The 14,741-nt window shown below is 71.4% G+C and carries 14 protein-coding genes; 6 read left to right on the top strand and 8 right to left on the bottom strand.

The genetic code is table 11. The annotated features are described in order from the left end of the window. Entirely contained in the window at positions 1-1,293 is a 1,293-nt protein-coding gene (locus STRCI_RS35290) for an ABC transporter substrate-binding protein (protein ID WP_269663036.1), read from the bottom strand. Positions 1,294-1,515: 222 nt separating this feature from the next. On the opposite strand from STRCI_RS35290, the gene STRCI_RS35285 reads away from it, so the two are divergent. The 4 genes from STRCI_RS35285 to STRCI_RS35270 all read left to right on the top strand — a co-directional run bounded on the left by STRCI_RS35285 (position 1,516) and on the right by STRCI_RS35270 (position 5,913). Further along, on the top strand, positions 1,516-2,526 hold the full coding sequence (locus STRCI_RS35285) for a LacI family DNA-binding transcriptional regulator (RefSeq protein ID WP_269664730.1): 1,011 nt from the start codon (positions 1,516-1,518) through the stop codon (positions 2,524-2,526). A gap of 40 nt (positions 2,527-2,566) precedes the next feature. Further along, positions 2,567-3,586, top strand: a complete 1,020-nt coding sequence (locus STRCI_RS35280; RefSeq protein ID WP_269663035.1) for an alpha/beta hydrolase family protein — start codon at positions 2,567-2,569, stop codon at positions 3,584-3,586. A gap of 102 nt (positions 3,587-3,688) precedes the next feature. Next, a complete protein-coding gene (locus STRCI_RS35275) occupies positions 3,689-5,035 on the top strand; it encodes an amidase (protein ID WP_269663034.1) in 1,347 nt (448 codons plus the stop codon). 119 nt (positions 5,036-5,154) lie between these two features. Then, positions 5,155-5,913: a class I SAM-dependent methyltransferase gene (locus STRCI_RS35270; protein ID WP_269663033.1), complete on the top strand. Its 759-nt coding sequence runs from the start codon at positions 5,155-5,157 to the stop codon at positions 5,911-5,913. On the opposite strand, the gene STRCI_RS35265 is transcribed toward STRCI_RS35270, so the two are convergent. Together STRCI_RS35265 and STRCI_RS35260 are read right to left on the bottom strand one after the other, a co-directional pair. Next, positions 5,894-6,376: a GNAT family N-acetyltransferase gene (locus tag STRCI_RS35265; protein ID WP_269663032.1), complete on the bottom strand. Its 483-nt coding sequence runs from the start codon at positions 6,374-6,376 to the stop codon at positions 5,894-5,896. The two genes, STRCI_RS35270 and STRCI_RS35265, sit on opposite strands and share 20 nt — an antisense overlap. Positions 6,377-6,436: 60 nt before the next feature. Further along, positions 6,437-6,610: a hypothetical protein gene (locus STRCI_RS35260; protein WP_269663031.1), complete on the bottom strand. Its 174-nt coding sequence runs from the start codon at positions 6,608-6,610 to the stop codon at positions 6,437-6,439. A 414-nt stretch (positions 6,611-7,024) separates the two neighbouring features. On the opposite strand from STRCI_RS35260, the gene STRCI_RS35255 reads away from it, so the two are divergent. Next, positions 7,025-7,468 carry a hypothetical protein gene (locus STRCI_RS35255; RefSeq protein WP_269663030.1) on the top strand — a complete coding sequence of 148 codons (444 nt, stop codon included), beginning with the start codon at positions 7,025-7,027 and terminating at the stop codon, positions 7,466-7,468. A gap of 25 nt (positions 7,469-7,493) precedes the next feature. After that, positions 7,494-8,306 (top strand): SDR family oxidoreductase, encoded by an 813-nt coding sequence (locus tag STRCI_RS35250; protein ID WP_269663029.1) that lies wholly within the window; start codon positions 7,494-7,496, stop codon positions 8,304-8,306. A gap of 1 nt (position 8,307) precedes the next feature. Here STRCI_RS35250 and STRCI_RS35245 read toward each other — a convergent pair whose 3' ends face one another. The 5 genes from STRCI_RS35245 to STRCI_RS35225 all read right to left on the bottom strand — a co-directional run bounded on the left by STRCI_RS35245 (position 8,308) and on the right by STRCI_RS35225 (position 14,610). Beyond that, positions 8,308-9,801, bottom strand: a complete 1,494-nt coding sequence (locus STRCI_RS35245) for an SDR family NAD(P)-dependent oxidoreductase (protein WP_269663028.1) — start codon at positions 9,799-9,801, stop codon at positions 8,308-8,310. 105 nt (positions 9,802-9,906) lie between these two features. After that, a complete protein-coding gene (locus STRCI_RS35240; RefSeq protein ID WP_269663027.1) occupies positions 9,907-11,244 on the bottom strand; it encodes a wax ester/triacylglycerol synthase family O-acyltransferase in 1,338 nt (445 codons plus the stop codon). A 170-nt stretch (positions 11,245-11,414) separates the two neighbouring features. After that, positions 11,415-12,635, bottom strand: coding sequence for a glucose-1-phosphate adenylyltransferase (gene glgC / locus STRCI_RS35235; protein ID WP_269663026.1), 1,221 nt, complete (start codon positions 12,633-12,635; stop codon positions 11,415-11,417). Between the two features lie 51 nt (positions 12,636-12,686). Further along, complete coding sequence (gene glgA / locus STRCI_RS35230; RefSeq protein ID WP_269663025.1) at positions 12,687-13,838, bottom strand: glycogen synthase; 1,152 nt, start codon at positions 13,836-13,838, stop codon at positions 12,687-12,689. Between the two features lie 34 nt (positions 13,839-13,872). Then, complete coding sequence (locus tag STRCI_RS35225) at positions 13,873-14,610, bottom strand: (2Fe-2S)-binding protein (protein WP_269663024.1); 738 nt, start codon at positions 14,608-14,610, stop codon at positions 13,873-13,875. Positions 14,611-14,741 lie beyond the last annotated feature (131 nt).

The following is a 14,741-nucleotide window of genomic DNA, read 5'->3' as shown; positions in this document are numbered from 1 at the left end:
CTACCCCTGCTGCTGGAGGAGCCGGTCGCAGGCCTCGACAGCGTTGTCAAGAGCTTCCTTCGGGCTCTCCTTGCCCTGGAGCGCCTTGGCGACCTCGTTGCGCAGCTCGGTCTTCATCTGCTCGCTGAACAGCACCGGCGTGTAATTGACCGCGTTCTTCAGCGACTTGGCGGCGGCGATCCGCACCCGTGTCTCGTCGGTCCCGTCCTCCTTCGTGAAGTACGGGTCGTCCAGCGACCCTGCCGTGCTCGGGAAGATCGCGACCTTCTTGGCGAAGGACATCTGGTGCTCGGCGTCGGTGACGTAGTGCGCGAAGGCGACGGCGGCGGGCTTCCGCTCGGTCTGCGCGTTGACCATCACGCCCATCACGTACATGTTCACGTGCCCGGTGCTGGTGATCTGGTCGGTGATCCCGATGTTCTTGTACAGGTTCGGCGCCTGCTTCTTGAAGTTGCCGAGGTCCAGGGCGCTGCCGGGGTTCATGGCGACGGCCTCGGTGAGGAACTTCTTCCCGGACGACTCCGGGGTGGCGGTCAGCGCCTGCGGGTCGAGCGCCTTGGCGTCGTACAACTCCTTGTACTTGGTGAGGAGTTCGACCCCCTTGGCGTCGTTGAAGGCGAAGGCCGTCCCCTCGGCGTTCATCAGCGGGACGCCGTAGCGGCCGAAGTCCTCCACGGTCGGGACGTTGGCGAGGGTGGCGACCCTGCCGTCGGTCTTCTCCGCGATGGTCAGGGCGTTGGCGAAGAGTTCGTCGTACGTCGTCGGCGGCCGGTCGGCGTCGAGCCCGGCCTCCTCGAACAGGGACTTGTTGTAGAACAGCGGGCCGGTGTTGAGGTACCAGGGGAAGGCGTACGTGCCGTCCATGCCCGGTATCCGGTGGCTGGCCCAGGCGCCGTCCAGGTACTCCTTCTTGTACTGGGCGGCGTCCTTGTCCAGGTCCAGGGCGAGGCCCGCCTTGGCGAGCGGGGCGACCAGGTCGGGCGAGACGTTGACGACGTCGGGGAGGGTGCCGCCGGCCGCGTCCGCGCTGATCTTGTCGGCGTAGCCCTCGGCGGGCTGGTCGACCCATTTCACGTTGGTCCCCGGGTACTCCTTCTCGAAGTCGGCGATCAGCCCTTCGAAGTAGTCCTTGAAGTTCGCTCTCAGGTTCCAGGTCTGGAAAGTGATGTCGCCCTCGATCTTGCCGGAGGCGTCGGACGAGCCCCCTCCGTCGTCCCCGGAGCCGCAGGCACTGAGCGGCAGGACGACACAGACGGCGAGAGCGGCAGCGAGGTTTCTGCGGGAAACGGGCACCGTGAACCGGCCTCCTTCGGGGTGGATTCGGTCGACGACGACAGACCTTGCACGGCGCCGCACGGGCCCGTCAATGCATCGCGCACCGCTAATTGCATTAGTGACTAATACGCATTAGGTTGACGCAGCTGAACCGCATTAGTGCACACTGGTGGCCGGAATGTGTCGGAGGAATGGAGGAACCCCGTGACAGGCAGGCGGTCACCGGCCCGGCGGCCCACGATGAAGGACATCGCGCGGCATGCCGGGGTCTCGCAGAGCGCGGTGTCGTTCGCGCTCAACGGGCGGGCCGGGGTCTCGGAGGAGACCCGGGAGCGGGTGCGCCAGGTGGCCGAGGAGCTGGGCTGGCGGCCGAGCACGGCGGCGCGGGCGCTGTCCGGCGAGGGCGCGGCGACGGTCGGCTTCGTGCTGGCGCGGCCCGCGGACACGCTCGGCGTGGACTCCTTCTTCCTCCAACTGGTCTCCGGCATACAGGAGGTGCTGGCCGAGCGTCACCTCGGGCTGCTCTTCCAGGTGGTGGAGGACGTCGCCGACGAGTGCGCGGTGTACCGGCGTTGGTGGGCCGAGCACCGGGTGGACGGGGTGCTGGTGGTCGACCCCCGCACCGACGACCCCCGGCCCGACCTCCTCGACGAACTGGGCCTGCCCGCCGTGGTGATCGGCGGCGCGCCCGAGGAACGCCATCCGGGTCTCTCCACGGTGTGGGCGGACGACGCGGGCGCGATGGCGTCGGTGGTGGACGGGCTGCACGCCCTGGGCCACCGCCGGATCGTGCACATCGCGGGCCTGTCCGGTCTCGCGCACACCGAGCGCCGGATCCGCACGCTGGCCGCCGAGGCCGCGCGGCGCGGTCTCACCGAGGTGCAGTCGGTGACCACGGACTACTCCGACGCGGCGGCAGCGGCGGTGACCCGGCGGGTCCTGCGGGCCGACGCTCCCCCTACCGCGCTGATCTACGACAACGACGTGATGGCCGTCGCCGGTGTCGCCGCAGCCACCGAGCTGGGCTTCTCGGTGCCGGCCGAGGTGTCGGTGGTGGCCTGGGAGGACTCGGCGCTGTGCCGCATGGTCAAGCCCTGGCTGTCCGCCCTGTCCCGGGACAGCGTGGAGTTCGGCCGCACGGCGGCCCGCGAGCTGACAGCACTGCTGGACGGGGGCCCGGCGCGGACGGTACGGGTGCCGGTGCCGCGGTTGATCGAGCGGGACAGCACGGGGGTAGCCCGAAGGAGCTGAACTGCTCCCGCCGCGCTCGTACCCGGGGGACAATGGCCGTATGCGGCTGCGGGGACTGGCCAGTGCCGCCGCCGGGCTGTCGCTGCTGCTGGCGACGGGCTGCACCGGCGGTGGGGAGGAAAGCGCGCCCGAAAGCCCCACCCCCCGTGCGACGGCGACGTCCCCCTCTCCCACCCCCACCCCCACACCCGTGGACCCCGTCTCGATCCAGGCCCTGATCCAGCGCGACCACACCGGCTCCGGCCTCCGCCTCGGCACCGTCCTGGCCCGCACCGACGCCTACACCTCGTACGCGGTGACCTACGAGAGCGACGGTCTGACGATCTCGGGGCTGATGAACATCCCTCGTGGCAAGGGGCCGTTCCCGGCGCTGGTGCTCGCGCACGGCTACATCGACCCCGCCGTCTACACCACCGGCCGGGGCCTGGCCCGCGAGCAGGACCTGCTCGCCCGCGAGGGCTATGTCGTCCTGCACTCCGACTACCGCAACCACGCCCGCTCCGACGACGACCCCGACAACAACGTGAACCTGCGCCTCGGCTACACCTCGGACGTCATCGGCGCCGTCCTGGCCCTGCGCGGTTCGGCTCGGCCGGAGATCGACACCGACCGGATCGGGCTGCTCGGGCGCTCGATGGGCGGCGGGGTCGTGTACAACACCCTGGTCGTCGCGCCCGGTCTGGTCGACGCGGCGGTGGTCTTCGCGCCGGTCAGCGGCCGACCGCAGGACAACATCGACCGGTTCCAGCGCGGTGAGGGCGACCCGATCGCCGCGGAGATCGACGCCGCGCACGGTACGCCGGAGGAGAACCCAGAGTTCTGGCGGAACGTCTCACCGCTGACCTTCGTGAACCGGGTCACCGAGCCCCTGCTCATCCACCACGGCACCGCCGACGACACCTGCCCGCTCGCCTGGTCGAAGCGGACGGTCGCGGCGTTCGAGGCGGCCGGGAAGGACGTGGAACTGCGCGAGTACCCGGGCGAGGGCCACACCTTCGGCCCGCAGTGGCCGCGGTCGATGGCGGCGACGACGGCGTTCTTCGAGCGGCATCTGCGCTGATCCGCACTCTCGACGCGGGGCTTGGCGGCAGGCAGAGTTCTCCTCGACGTACCCGCGAGTAACGCCTGTTCGCACCCCTGCGCAGCACCGAAGGAGCCCCCCATGACCACCTGGGTCGGCCGTACCGCCGTCGAGATCGCCGCTGCCGTGCGGGAGAAGCGGGTCACGCCTCGGGAGGTGGTGGCGGAGCATCTCGCGCGGATCGGACGCCTGGACGGGCGGGTCGGGGCGTTCCGCAAGGTGCGTGGGGAGGCGGCGCTCGCCGAGGCCGAGGCGCTGGGTGCTCGCGGTGATCTGGACGAACTGCCGCTGGCGGGCGTGCCGGTGGCGGTGAAGGACAATCTCGCGGTGACGGGTGAGTCCCTGCGCGTGGGGTCCGCCGCGACCTCGGAGGCTCCGTGCCCCGGCGACCACGTCACCGTCGAGCGGCTGCGTGCGGCGGGCGCCGTGGTGGTGGGGCTGACCAATGTGCCGGAGCTGTGTGTCTTCGGCACCACGGACGGCGTGCACGGCATCGCCCGCAACCCGTGGGACACCTCGCGCTCCGCGGGCGGTTCGTCTGGCGGCAGCGCGGCGGCGGTCGCCGCGGGCCTGGTGCCGGTCGCCCTCGGCAACGACGGCATGGGTTCGCTGCGCATACCCGCGGCCAACTGCGGTCTGGTCACCCTCAAGCCGGGCCAGGGGCTGGTACCGGCGGGCATCGGTGAGGGCGACTGGTTCGGCATGTCGGAGAACGGGCCGCTGGCGACGACCGTCGAGGACGCCCGCCTGATGCTGTCGGTACTGGCCGGCGCGGAACTCCCGCCGGGGCCGGAGCCGACGGCGCGCCGGATCGCGGTGTCGCTGCGCAGCCCGATCGCCGGGATCGCGGTGAGCGCCCCCTACCGCGCGGCCGCCCGGGAGACGGCGGGCCTGCTGATCAAGGCGGGCCACCAGGTGCGCCGCGCCGATCCCCCGTACCCGCTCTCGCTGAGCCTCACCTCGCTCGCCCACTGGACGGCGGGCACCTCGGTCGACGCGCAGAGCCTGGACCGACGCCTGCTGACCCGCCGTACCCGGGTCCACGCGGCGATCGGGCGCCGCTTCGTGGGCCGGGTCCGCGACGGCGAGAGCCGCCAGGAGCTGCGCCGACGCCTCGAACCGTTCTTCGAGCAGTACGACGTCCTGCTCACCCCGGCGCTGGCCCGCCGCTCCCCGCAGGCCGCGCCCTGGCACGAGCGGGGCTGGCTGCGCAATGTCCTGGCGAACACCAACTACTCGCCGTTCACCCCGCCTTGGAACCTCACGGGCTGGCCCGCCCTGGTCCTCCCCGCCGGCACCCTGCCCTCCGGCGCCCCCGGCGCCGTACAGCTCGTGGGGCGTCCGGGCTCGGAGACCGATCTGCTGGAGCTGGCGGCCCAGTTGGAGCGGCTGCGTCCATGGCCGCGGACGGCGCCACTGGAGGACTGAGACTCCGTCGGAATTGTTGTTCCGCGATCCGGATCTTTGGTGTTTCCGCCAGTACGGACGCTCCCCGTGATGTGGAGAGACTGCCAAGGTCATGACCGAGGCAGCGGAAGGACACGACGGTGAGCGTGCAGCAGTACGACAAGATCGGTGAGGCGTTCGAGGGCTTCAAGTCCCTGCCGCTCACGCGGTATGCGGAGGTGCCGGGCTTCCTTGGCCTGGTCGGGGACGTGCGCGGCAAGTCGGTTCTGGATCTCGCCTCCGGCACCGGTTTCTACAGCCGGGAGTTCAAGCGGCGCGGCGCCACGGATGTGCTCGGCATCGACATCTCGGGGGAGATGGTCGCCGCGGCGCGGAAGCTGGAGGACCTGGATCCGCTGGGCGTGCGCTACGAGGTGGGCGACGTCGCCGAACTGGCCGCCTCGGAGCGGCGCTTCGACATCGCCACCGGCGTCCAGCTGCTCAACTACGCGCCGGACATCGCCACTCTGGAGCGGATGTGCCGACGTGTGCACCAAAGCCTGGTGCCCGGGGGCGAGTTCTTCGTGCTCTGCCAGTCGCCCGACTACCGGCCCGACCCGGCGGTCCTTCAGAAGTACGGCTTCCGCTGCGAGCCGACCGGCGAGGAGACCGAGACCGGACCGCGCTTCAGGGTCACGGCGCTGCTGGACCCGCCGATCGGGATCGAGGTCGCGGCCCCGCGCCGCGAGGTTTATGAAGCGGCCCTGACGGCGGCCGGGTTCGGTGAGCTGACTTGGGTGTCCCTGGAGGTGTCCGAGGCCGGGGTGCGCGAGTTCGGCGCGGCCTTCTGGGCGGACCACGCCGCCAACCCCCCGCTGGAAATGCTGCGCTGCCGGGCCCTCACAGGGCCTTGTGCATGATGTGCAGCCCCACCAGCCCGTGCCGGGGATGGTCGAAGGCCTCCGGGACCGTGCCGAGGATCGTGAAGCCCAGCGACGTCCACAGGCCCACGGCCGGGTTGGTCTCGACGACGGAGTTGAACACCATCGCGCGGTAGCCCTGCGCCTTGGCGGCCGTCAGGACGTGCCCCGCCAGGAGGCGGCCGATGCCACGGCCCGCGTGGTCCGGGTCCACCATGAAGCCCGCGTTGGCGACATGGGCGGCCGGGCGGCCGTAGTTGGGGGTGAGGTAGGCGGAGGCGACGATCGCGCCGGTCTCGTCCTCGACGACGTAGACCCGCTTGGGCGGATTCATCCACAGGACCCGGGCAGCCTCTTCGGAGGTGTCCGGGTCCCAGGAGTACGTCTCGCCGGCGGAGACGACGCGATGCCAGAAAGGCCAGATCCGCGGCCAGTCCTCGGCCACGGCTTCTCTGATCAGCATGGGCGCCAGTCTCGCACGCCCATGCGATCGTCACCTTCGGATGGATCCTGCTCGGCGCCTTCAGTCCACGCTGGGCAGGATGTGAGGTTCGGCGAGGTCGTCCTCGTAACCCGCGAGGCGGATCGGGGCGGACCGGGCCCACACGTCCAGGCTGCCGAGTTCTCCGGGCCGGCGGCCCGCTCGTTCCGGACGCTCCTTGGGGCGTTGATCGTGCTGCGTCTTCTCCGGTGTCACCGCGCACTCCTTATGTGTCGGGTCACCCTCGGGACCACCTGCGCCGGGCCGCTGCGCCCGGCGTCTGGAGCCCGCTCGGGTATGAGTCGATGCGATTCGGACGCGGTGGCGCCGGTTTCTCGTTCGGAGCAGGCCGATGTGAACCAGCGTGTCCCGGGACGGACCATGGGTGTTGGGTGGGACCCAGTGCTGCTGTCCGTCCGCTACAGAGTAACCAAATGAGCGGATGCCCGCTCGATAGCGCTGAAAACTCGGGGTTACTGTCTGAAGTCGTCCTGTTTTCTCCCCTCCCCCCGTCACTCGCGTCGCCCCGCACCCCATCGACCGCGCAGTTCAGGTCCCGTTGGCCGTATCGCAAGCCGCCCATGATCTGCTGACGGACGGCAACGGCTTGTCCGGCGGAAGGACTGGCGCATGGAGCTGCGCGGTGTCGAAGAGCTGATGGATCTGCTGTACGCCTGCCGGGGCACACGGTCCGCCCCCGGCCGCGGGGGCGCCGATCCGCACCTGCACGCGCTGCGCACCGCCGCACTGCTGCGCCGCAGCCGCCCCGCCGACAAGGAACTCCAGGTGGCGGGCCTGGTCCAGGCGATCGGCCCGCTACTCAGACCCGGCGACCGATCCGCCCAGCCGGACTGCGCGGCGGACGCCGTACGCCCGCTGCTCGGCGAGCGCGTGGCCCACCTCGTCCGCGCCGGCGGCCACCCCGCCGCCCCCTTGGACGAGGACCTGCTACGGCTGCGGCAGGCGAGTGAGGAGGGCCGCGACGCCGCCTTCGACGCCGGTGTCCTGGAGGACTGGCGCACGGTGCTGGAACTCCTCGCGGCCCGTAACTCCCGCCTGGGGGCTGTCGACTGACGGACCGTCATGAGACGGTACGGCGATGACGACGCCGTACGGACTCAAGGGCAGGGCCGCCGTCGTCACCGGCGCGACCCGGGGTATCGGCCTGGCCGTCGCCCGTGCGCTGACGGAGGCGGGGGCGCGGGTGTGCGTGACGGCGAGGAACGTGGCGGAAGTGGAGCGCACGGCTGCGGACCTGGGCGGCAGGGGCCTGTCCGGTGACGTGTCCGACCCGGCCCACCTCCACGCCCTGACCGACCTGTGCGTAGCCGAATTCGGCCGCCTGGACATAGTCGTCAACAACGCGGCGACCAACCGGCCCTACGGCCCGCTGATGACCGTCGACCCCCTCGACTGGCGCACCGCGTTCACGGTGAACGTCGAGGCACCCCTGCGCCTGGCCCAGCACGCCTGGCGGGCCTGGATGGGCGACCACGGCGGTGCGATCGTCAACATCTGCACCGAGGGCGCCGGCCACGTGGGCCCGAACGTCGGCGCCTACGGCACGAGCAAGTCGGCCCTGCTCCACCTCACCCGCCAGCTCGCGGGCGAACTGGCCCCGAAGGTCCGCGTCAACTCGGTCTCCCCCGGCCTGATCCGCACCGAGATGGCCCGGTTCGTCTGGGAGGACGCCGAGCGGCGGATCGCCGACTCCCTGCCCATGGGCCGGATCGGCGAGCCGGAGGACATCGCCCGAGCCGTCGTCTGGCTCACCTCGGACGCGGCCCGGTGGGTGACGGGCGCCGATCTGGTGGTGGACGGGGGGACGCGGGTGCGGGCGGCCTGGGCCGGTCAGGGGAGCGCCGTGCACGAGGCGCTCCGGGCGCGCACGCCGGGAGCGGACCCCGGCTGACCTACCACTTGCCCGGCGCGTAGTCCTTCATGAAGACGCCGTACAGGTCCTCGCCCGCTTCGCCGCGGACGACTGGGTCGTAGACCCGGGCCGCGCCGTCGACCAGGTCGAGGGGGGCGTGGAAGCCCTCCTCGGCGAGGCGGAGCTTGTCGTAGTGGGGGCGTTCGTCGGTGATCCAGCCGGTGTCCACCGAGGTCATGAGGATGCCGTCGGACTGGAACATCTCCTGGGCGCTGGTCCGGGTCACCATGTTCATGGCCGCCTTGGCGGCGTTGGTGTTCGGATGCCCCGCGCCCTTGTAGCCGCGGCCGAACACACCCTCCATCGCGGACACGTTGACGATGTACGCGCGCCCGGAGACCGCCTTGGCCGCCGCCTCGGCCATCACCGGGCGGAGCTTGCTGATCAGGATGAACGGCGCCGTGTAGTTGCACAGCTGGGTTTCGAGCAGCTCCACCGGGGAGATCTGCTCGATGGTCTGCACCCAGGTGTTGGTGTCGACGACGTCGGGGACGAGGCCGCCCGCGTCGATGGCGGTGCCGTCGCGGTGCCGCTCCACGCTGGCGTTGCCGGCGACCAGCGCGAGGTCGGCCACCTTCTGCGCGTCCAGACCGGAGCCTCCGAGCGGCAGCGCGGTCAGGCCGTCGACCGCGCCGGAGTTGAAGGCGCCGATGACCTGGTGGGCGGGGAGCTCACCGGCGGGCAGCGGGGCGGACTCGCCCTCCACCAGCGCGCCGTAGGCCGACGGCAGCCGCCGTACCGTCTGGGTCGCGTTGTTGATCAGGATGTCCAGCGGGCCGGCCTCGGTCATCCGGTCGGCGAGCGCGACGGCCTGGGCCGGGTCGCGCAGGTCGATGCCGACGACCTCCAGGCGGTGGATCCAGTCCGCGGAGTCGTCCATGGCCTTGAAGCGGCGGATGGCGTCCTTCGGGAAGCGCGTGGTGATGGTGGTGTGCGCGCCGTCGCGCAGCAGCCGCAGCGCGATGTACATGCCGATCTTGGCGCGGCCGCCGGTGAGCAGGGCCCGCTTGCCGCTGAGGTCGGCGCGGACGTCCCGCTTGGTGCGATTCAGGGCGGCGCATTCCGGACAGAGCTGGTGGTAGAAGTAATCGACTTCCACGTACCGGGTCTTGCAGGTGTAGCAGGAGCGCGGGCGCTGGAGTATCCCCGCGATCCTCCCCGCCTCGGTGACCGACGACGGCAGGATGCCCTCGGTCTCGTCGTCGATGCGCTGGGCGGAGCCGGTCGCCGTGGCCTCGGTGACCGACTTGTCGTGGGCGGTCTTGGCGGCCCGGCGTTCCTGGCGGCGGCGCTGCTTGACCGTGCGGTAGATGCCCGCGGTGGCCCGGCGCACGGCGATCGCGTCGGGGTGGTCGACCTCCAGCCGGTCGAGCTCGTCCAGCACGCCGAGGCACACGGCCAGCCGCTCGGGGTCGATGCCGGGGCCGTACACGACCTCTTCCGTGGTCGCCGTGCCTTCCTCTGTCACCGTCATCGCCGCTGCCGTTTCCCTGCTCACCCGTGCGGCGCTCCGACCGCGTCCGCTTTCGAACGGGGAATTCTACGGAGCGCCGGGCGTAAGGACCAAAAAGCGGTCAGGTCAAGGGTCGCAGGCGGTGATCAGCGTCTCCACCTCGGCGGAGAGCGCCGCGGCGAGCAGGTCGAGGTCCGGTACCGCCTCCGCGTCGGCCACCAGGCCGTAGTGGACGGCCCCGCGGTACGTCGACACGGCGACCGCCAGGGACTGGCCGCGGGCCAGGGGCGCGTAGGGGAAGACCGCGGTGACCGGGTTGCCGCCGAGCTTCAGGCCGAGGCTGGGCAGCGGGACGCTGGTGACCAGGATGTCGAACCAGAGCCGGGCCGCCTGGCTGACCAGCGGGCCGCCGAGCCGGTGGCCGAGCGCCGGGACGTGGTCGGCGAGCAGCGCCACGGCACCCGCCCCGCGGCCCGGGCCCGCGTCCTTGTTGCGGTCCATGGCCGCGCGGACGGTGCCCAGGCGGCGCACCGGGTCGGGGTCGTCGACGGGCAGCCGCATCAGGTAACCGGAGAGCCGGTTGCCCTGCGGGTGCGCGGTGCGCGGGCGGCGCTTGGACACCGGGATGAGGGCGCGCGGCGTGACGCCCTCGCTGCCGTCCCCGCGCTCGTCGAGCCAGCGCCGCAGCGCGCCGGCGACGACCGCGATCAGCACGTCGTTGACGGTGCCGCCGACGGCCTTGCGCACCCGGTGCACATCGTCGAGGTCGATCACGACTCCGGCGGTGCGCCGGGTGCCGCTGCCCTCGGCGGTGAGGGCCGCGGTGGTGCGCGCTCCCAGGGTCGATACGGCGACGGAGGCGCCGATGTCCAGGGCCCGGCCCACGTCGGACAGGGCGCCGCGGACCAGGCCGGGCAGCTTGCGCACGTCCGGCAGCAACCCGCGAGCGGGCTCGGCGGGGCGGGGCCGGGGCTCGGGCAGGTCCATCGGGTCGAGGACGGCCGCGGCGAGGGTCAGCGCGCGCAGCCCGTCGGCCAGGGCGTGGTGGAACTTGAAGAGCACCGCGAAGGAGGCCCCGTCCGCGCCGGGCAGCACATGCGCCTCCCAGGGCGGCCGGCCGCGCTCCAGCGGGCGCTGCATGAGGCGTCCGGCGACCTCCTGGAAGTCGTCGGCCGGGGCGTGCAGCCGTACGTGGTCGAGCGGGTCGAAGTCCGGGGCGGGTTCCCGGGCGGCGCCGCCGAAGGCGAGCGGCTGCCGGAAGCCCGGGGGCTGCCACACGTCCCGGATCCGCATCCGCAGTCCGGGGACCGCCGCGGCGCGGGCCGCGAGCAGGTCGGCGGCGTGGGCCCCGGCCGTGGGCGAGTGCGCGGAGAAGACCCCGAGGGCGCCGAGGTGCATCGGGTGCCGCTCGGACTCGATGTTCCAGAACGCCAGGTCGAGAGGTGCCAGCAGGTCAGAAGTCAAGGGCTTGCCTCGCGTCGACGACGGGTGGGCAAGCAGTCAATCGCCCTTGAGCGATTACGGTCAAGTACGATCAAGCTACGCACAGTTAACAGCAGATTAAGTCCAACCCCTTGGGTGCATCTCCCGCCTCTTCCCTCACAGAAGCAACAGGGATCACGCCGAGCGCGAGGTCAGGACACCTGCTGACCCTTCCCCAGCGCGATGACCCCGGCCTTGGAGACCGTGTACAGCTCGGCGTCCCGCTCCGGGTTGACGCCGATCGTCGCGCCCGGCGGTACCTCCACGTTCTTGTCCAGGACCGCCCCGCGCACCACCGCGCCCCGGCCTATGCGCACGTTGTCGTGCAGCACCGAGCCCTGGACCACCGCCCCGGGATCGACCATCACACCCGGCGAGAGCACGGACCGGGTGACCTGGCCGCGGATCAGACAGCCCGCGCTGATGATCGACTCCCCCGCGATACCGCCCGCGCCGAACCTGGCCGGGGAGAGCTGGCCCGAGTGGGTGTAGATCGGCCACTGCCGGTTGTAGAGGTTGAAGGCGGGCCGCTCGGCGATCAGGTCCATATGGGCGTCGTAGTACGCGTCCAGCGTGCCGACGTCCCGCCAGTACCCCCGGTCCCGGCTCGTCTCGCCGGGCACGTGGTTGGCGCTGAAGTCGTACAGCTGGGCCTCACCCCGGTCGGTGAGCTGGGGCAGGATCGAGCCGCCCATGTCGTGCACGGAGGATTCGTCCTCGGCGTCCCGCTGGAGCGCCTCGACGAGGGCCTTGGTGGTGAAGATGTAGTTGCCCATCGAGGCGAACACGGACTCGGGGTCGTCCGCGAGGCCGGGCGGGTCGGCGGGCTTCTCCAGGAACCGCTCCACCGTCTGCCCGTCGGAGCCGGGGCTGATCACCCCGAAGGAGGAGGACTCGGCGCGCGGGACGCGGATCCCGGCCACGGTCACCCCCGCCCCGGACTCGATGTGCTGGGCGAGCATCTGCCGAGGATCCATGCGGTACACGTGATCGGCGCCGAACACCGCGACGTACTCCGGGCGTTCGTCGTGGATCAGGTTCAGCGACTGGAGGATCGCGTCCGCGCTGCCCAGGTACCAGCGCGGGCCGAGGCGCTGCTGGGCCGGGACCGGCGTGACGTAGTTGCCCAGCAGGCTGGACATCCGCCAGGTGGTGGTGATGTGGCGGTCCAGCGAGTGCGACTTGTACTGCGTGAGCACGCAGATGCGCAGGATGTCGCCGTTGACGAGGTTGGACAGGACGAAGTCGACGAGTCGGTAGGTGCCGCCGAAGGTGACCGCGGGTTTCGCGCGGTCCGTGGTCAGGGGCATCAGGCGTTTGCCTTCTCCGCCCGCCAGCACGATTCCGAGCACCGAAGGTCCGCCACGACGCATGGCCGCTCCCCTCACCGTGGTTGATCCATGCCTGCCCCCGCGCACGGTCCCCTACGCCTGTTCGAGGATCTCCTCGTAGAGGCGGGCCGTACGGCGTGCCACCGCGTCCCAGCCGAACTCCCCCACCGCGCGCTCCCGTCCGGCCTCGCCCATCGACCGGGCACCCTCCGGATCGCCGAGGACGGAGTCCAGGGCGCGGGCGAGGGAGCCCTCGAAGTCGTCGTCCACCGGCACCAGAAGCCCCGTCTTGCCGTCCTCGACGACCTCGGGGATCCCGCCGACATGGGAGGCCACCACGGGAGTTCCGCAGGCCATCGCCTCCAGGTTGACGATGCCGAGCGGTTCGTACACCGAGGGGCAGACGAACACGGCGGCATGGGTGAGGAGTTGGATCACCTCGGGGCGCGGCAGCATCTGCGGGATCCAGTGCACGCCCGCGCGGACCCGGCTCAGCTCCTCGTACAGCTCGCGGAACTCCCGGTCGATCTCCGGGGTGTCCGGCGCACCGGCGCACAGCACCACCTGGGCGGCGGGGTCGATGTCCCGTACCGCGCGCAGCAGATGGGGCACACCCTTCTGGCGGGTGATCCGGCCGACGAAGAGGACGTACGGACGGCTCCGGTCCAGGCCGACCCGGTCCAGGACGTCCGTGCCGTGATCGGGTCGGTAGAGGCCGGTGTCGATGCCGTTGTGCACCACCCGCACCCGCGCCGGGTCGAGACCCGGATAACAGGCCAGGATGTCCTCGCGCATGGCGCCCGACACGGCGATCACCGCGTCCGCGGCCTCGATCGCGGTGCGCTCGGCCCAGCTGGACAGGGCGTATCCGCCGCCGAGTTGCTCCGCCTTCCAGGGGCGCAGCGGCTCCAGGGAGTGCGCGGTCATCACATGCGGGACGCCGTACAGCAGCTTGGCCAGGTGGCCGCCGAGGTTGGCGTACCAGGTGTGGGTGTGGACGACTTCGCTGCCCTCCAGGGCGGCGGCCATCGCGAGGTCGACGGAGAAGGTGCGCAGCGCGTCGTTGGCGGTGTCGAGGGCGGTCCAGGGCCGGTGGCGCAGCACGCCCTCGGCGCGGCCCTCGCCCCAGCAGTGCACCTCCAGATCGACCAGGGACCTCAACTCCCGGGCGAGGAACTCCACATGCACACCAGCGCCGCCGTACACATCCGGCGGGTACTCCCGGGTCAGCAGTCCCACTCGCACCCGCAACCCCCTGTCTCGGCCGGTTCCCTCATGGTCACCCAGATGCGGCGCGCGGGGAAGAGCCAGGGGGCCGTGTGAAGCAGCAGTCACCGCACACACCGCCGCCGGGCACCCGGTAGTAGAGGCAGCAGCTGCGCCGCCGCCCGTTCGCGTCGAGGGTGCCCGCGAGGCGGGGATGGGCGAGGAGGGCGGTGGTCAGGGCCCGGGAGCGTACGGCGTCCTCGGTCCGGCCCTGCGCCAGGGCCCACCGCTCCAGCTGCCGGGCGGCCCCGGCGAGCGCGGAACCGGCGTTGCCCCACAGCAGTCCCTCGGCGACCCGGTGGCGCTCGTGCACCAGCGCCGTCAGCGGTTCCAGGTGACCGTGGATCACGGCGTCCACGGGGTCCGCGGCCGAGGGGCGCACCTCGGTCAGCCACAGGTCGTCCGGGGCGCTGCCGTCAGGGTCCCAGCGCAGCAGATCAGGGTCGAGGTCGGGGAGACCGCCGTAGCGCAGCGCGCAGCCGAGCGCCACCGACCAGAGCCGGGCGGCGAGGCCCTGCTGGGCCACCGAGGCGGCGATCCGCAGCTCGGGTGTGTGCAGGGATTCGGCCACCTTCCGGACGCGGAAAGTCATAGAATTTTCGTAAACGTCCGATGATGCGCCGCCGTAGGTCTCCGCCAGGGTCGGCAGGTCCCTGGCCGGAGCTCCGGAGGTGCGTAGGAGGAAGAAGCCGCCGAGAGGGCGGAGCGCGATGAGTTCGGGGTCGAGGTCCACGAAGAGCAGTAGTACCAAGGCCGGTCGTACGGGCCTCAGGGGGTGCCACCCACCCTGGGGAGGACGGAGGGCGTTTTGTACTCCATCGGCAGTAGGAGGCATTGCCTGCTCAGGTACGACGACGGGAAGAACTTTTAAGGGCATCGTGT

Source organism: Streptomyces cinnabarinus (genome assembly GCF_027270315.1).
Lineage (GTDB): Bacteria > Actinomycetota > Actinomycetes > Streptomycetales > Streptomycetaceae > Streptomyces > Streptomyces cinnabarinus.
This window is presented reverse-complemented; position numbering and strand designations above follow the sequence as displayed.

Coding starts and splice junctions, on each gene's coding strand:
- STRCI_RS35285 (WP_269664730.1), top strand. CDS start 1,516: ATGAAGGACATCGCGCGGCATGCCGGGGTCTCGCAGAGCGCGGTGTCG.
- STRCI_RS35280 (WP_269663035.1), top strand. CDS start 2,567: ATGCGGCTGCGGGGACTGGCCAGTGCCGCCGCCGGGCTGTCGCTGCTG.
- STRCI_RS35275 (WP_269663034.1), top strand. CDS start 3,689: ATGACCACCTGGGTCGGCCGTACCGCCGTCGAGATCGCCGCTGCCGTG.
- STRCI_RS35265 (WP_269663032.1), bottom strand. CDS start 6,376: ATGCTGATCAGAGAAGCCGTGGCCGAGGACTGGCCGCGGATCTGGCCT.
- STRCI_RS35255 (WP_269663030.1), top strand. CDS start 7,025: ATGGAGCTGCGCGGTGTCGAAGAGCTGATGGATCTGCTGTACGCCTGC.
- STRCI_RS35250 (WP_269663029.1), top strand. CDS start 7,494: ATGACGACGCCGTACGGACTCAAGGGCAGGGCCGCCGTCGTCACCGGC.
- STRCI_RS35245 (WP_269663028.1), bottom strand. CDS start 9,801: ATGACGGTGACAGAGGAAGGCACGGCGACCACGGAAGAGGTCGTGTAC.
- glgC (WP_269663026.1), bottom strand. CDS start 12,635: ATGCGTCGTGGCGGACCTTCGGTGCTCGGAATCGTGCTGGCGGGCGGA.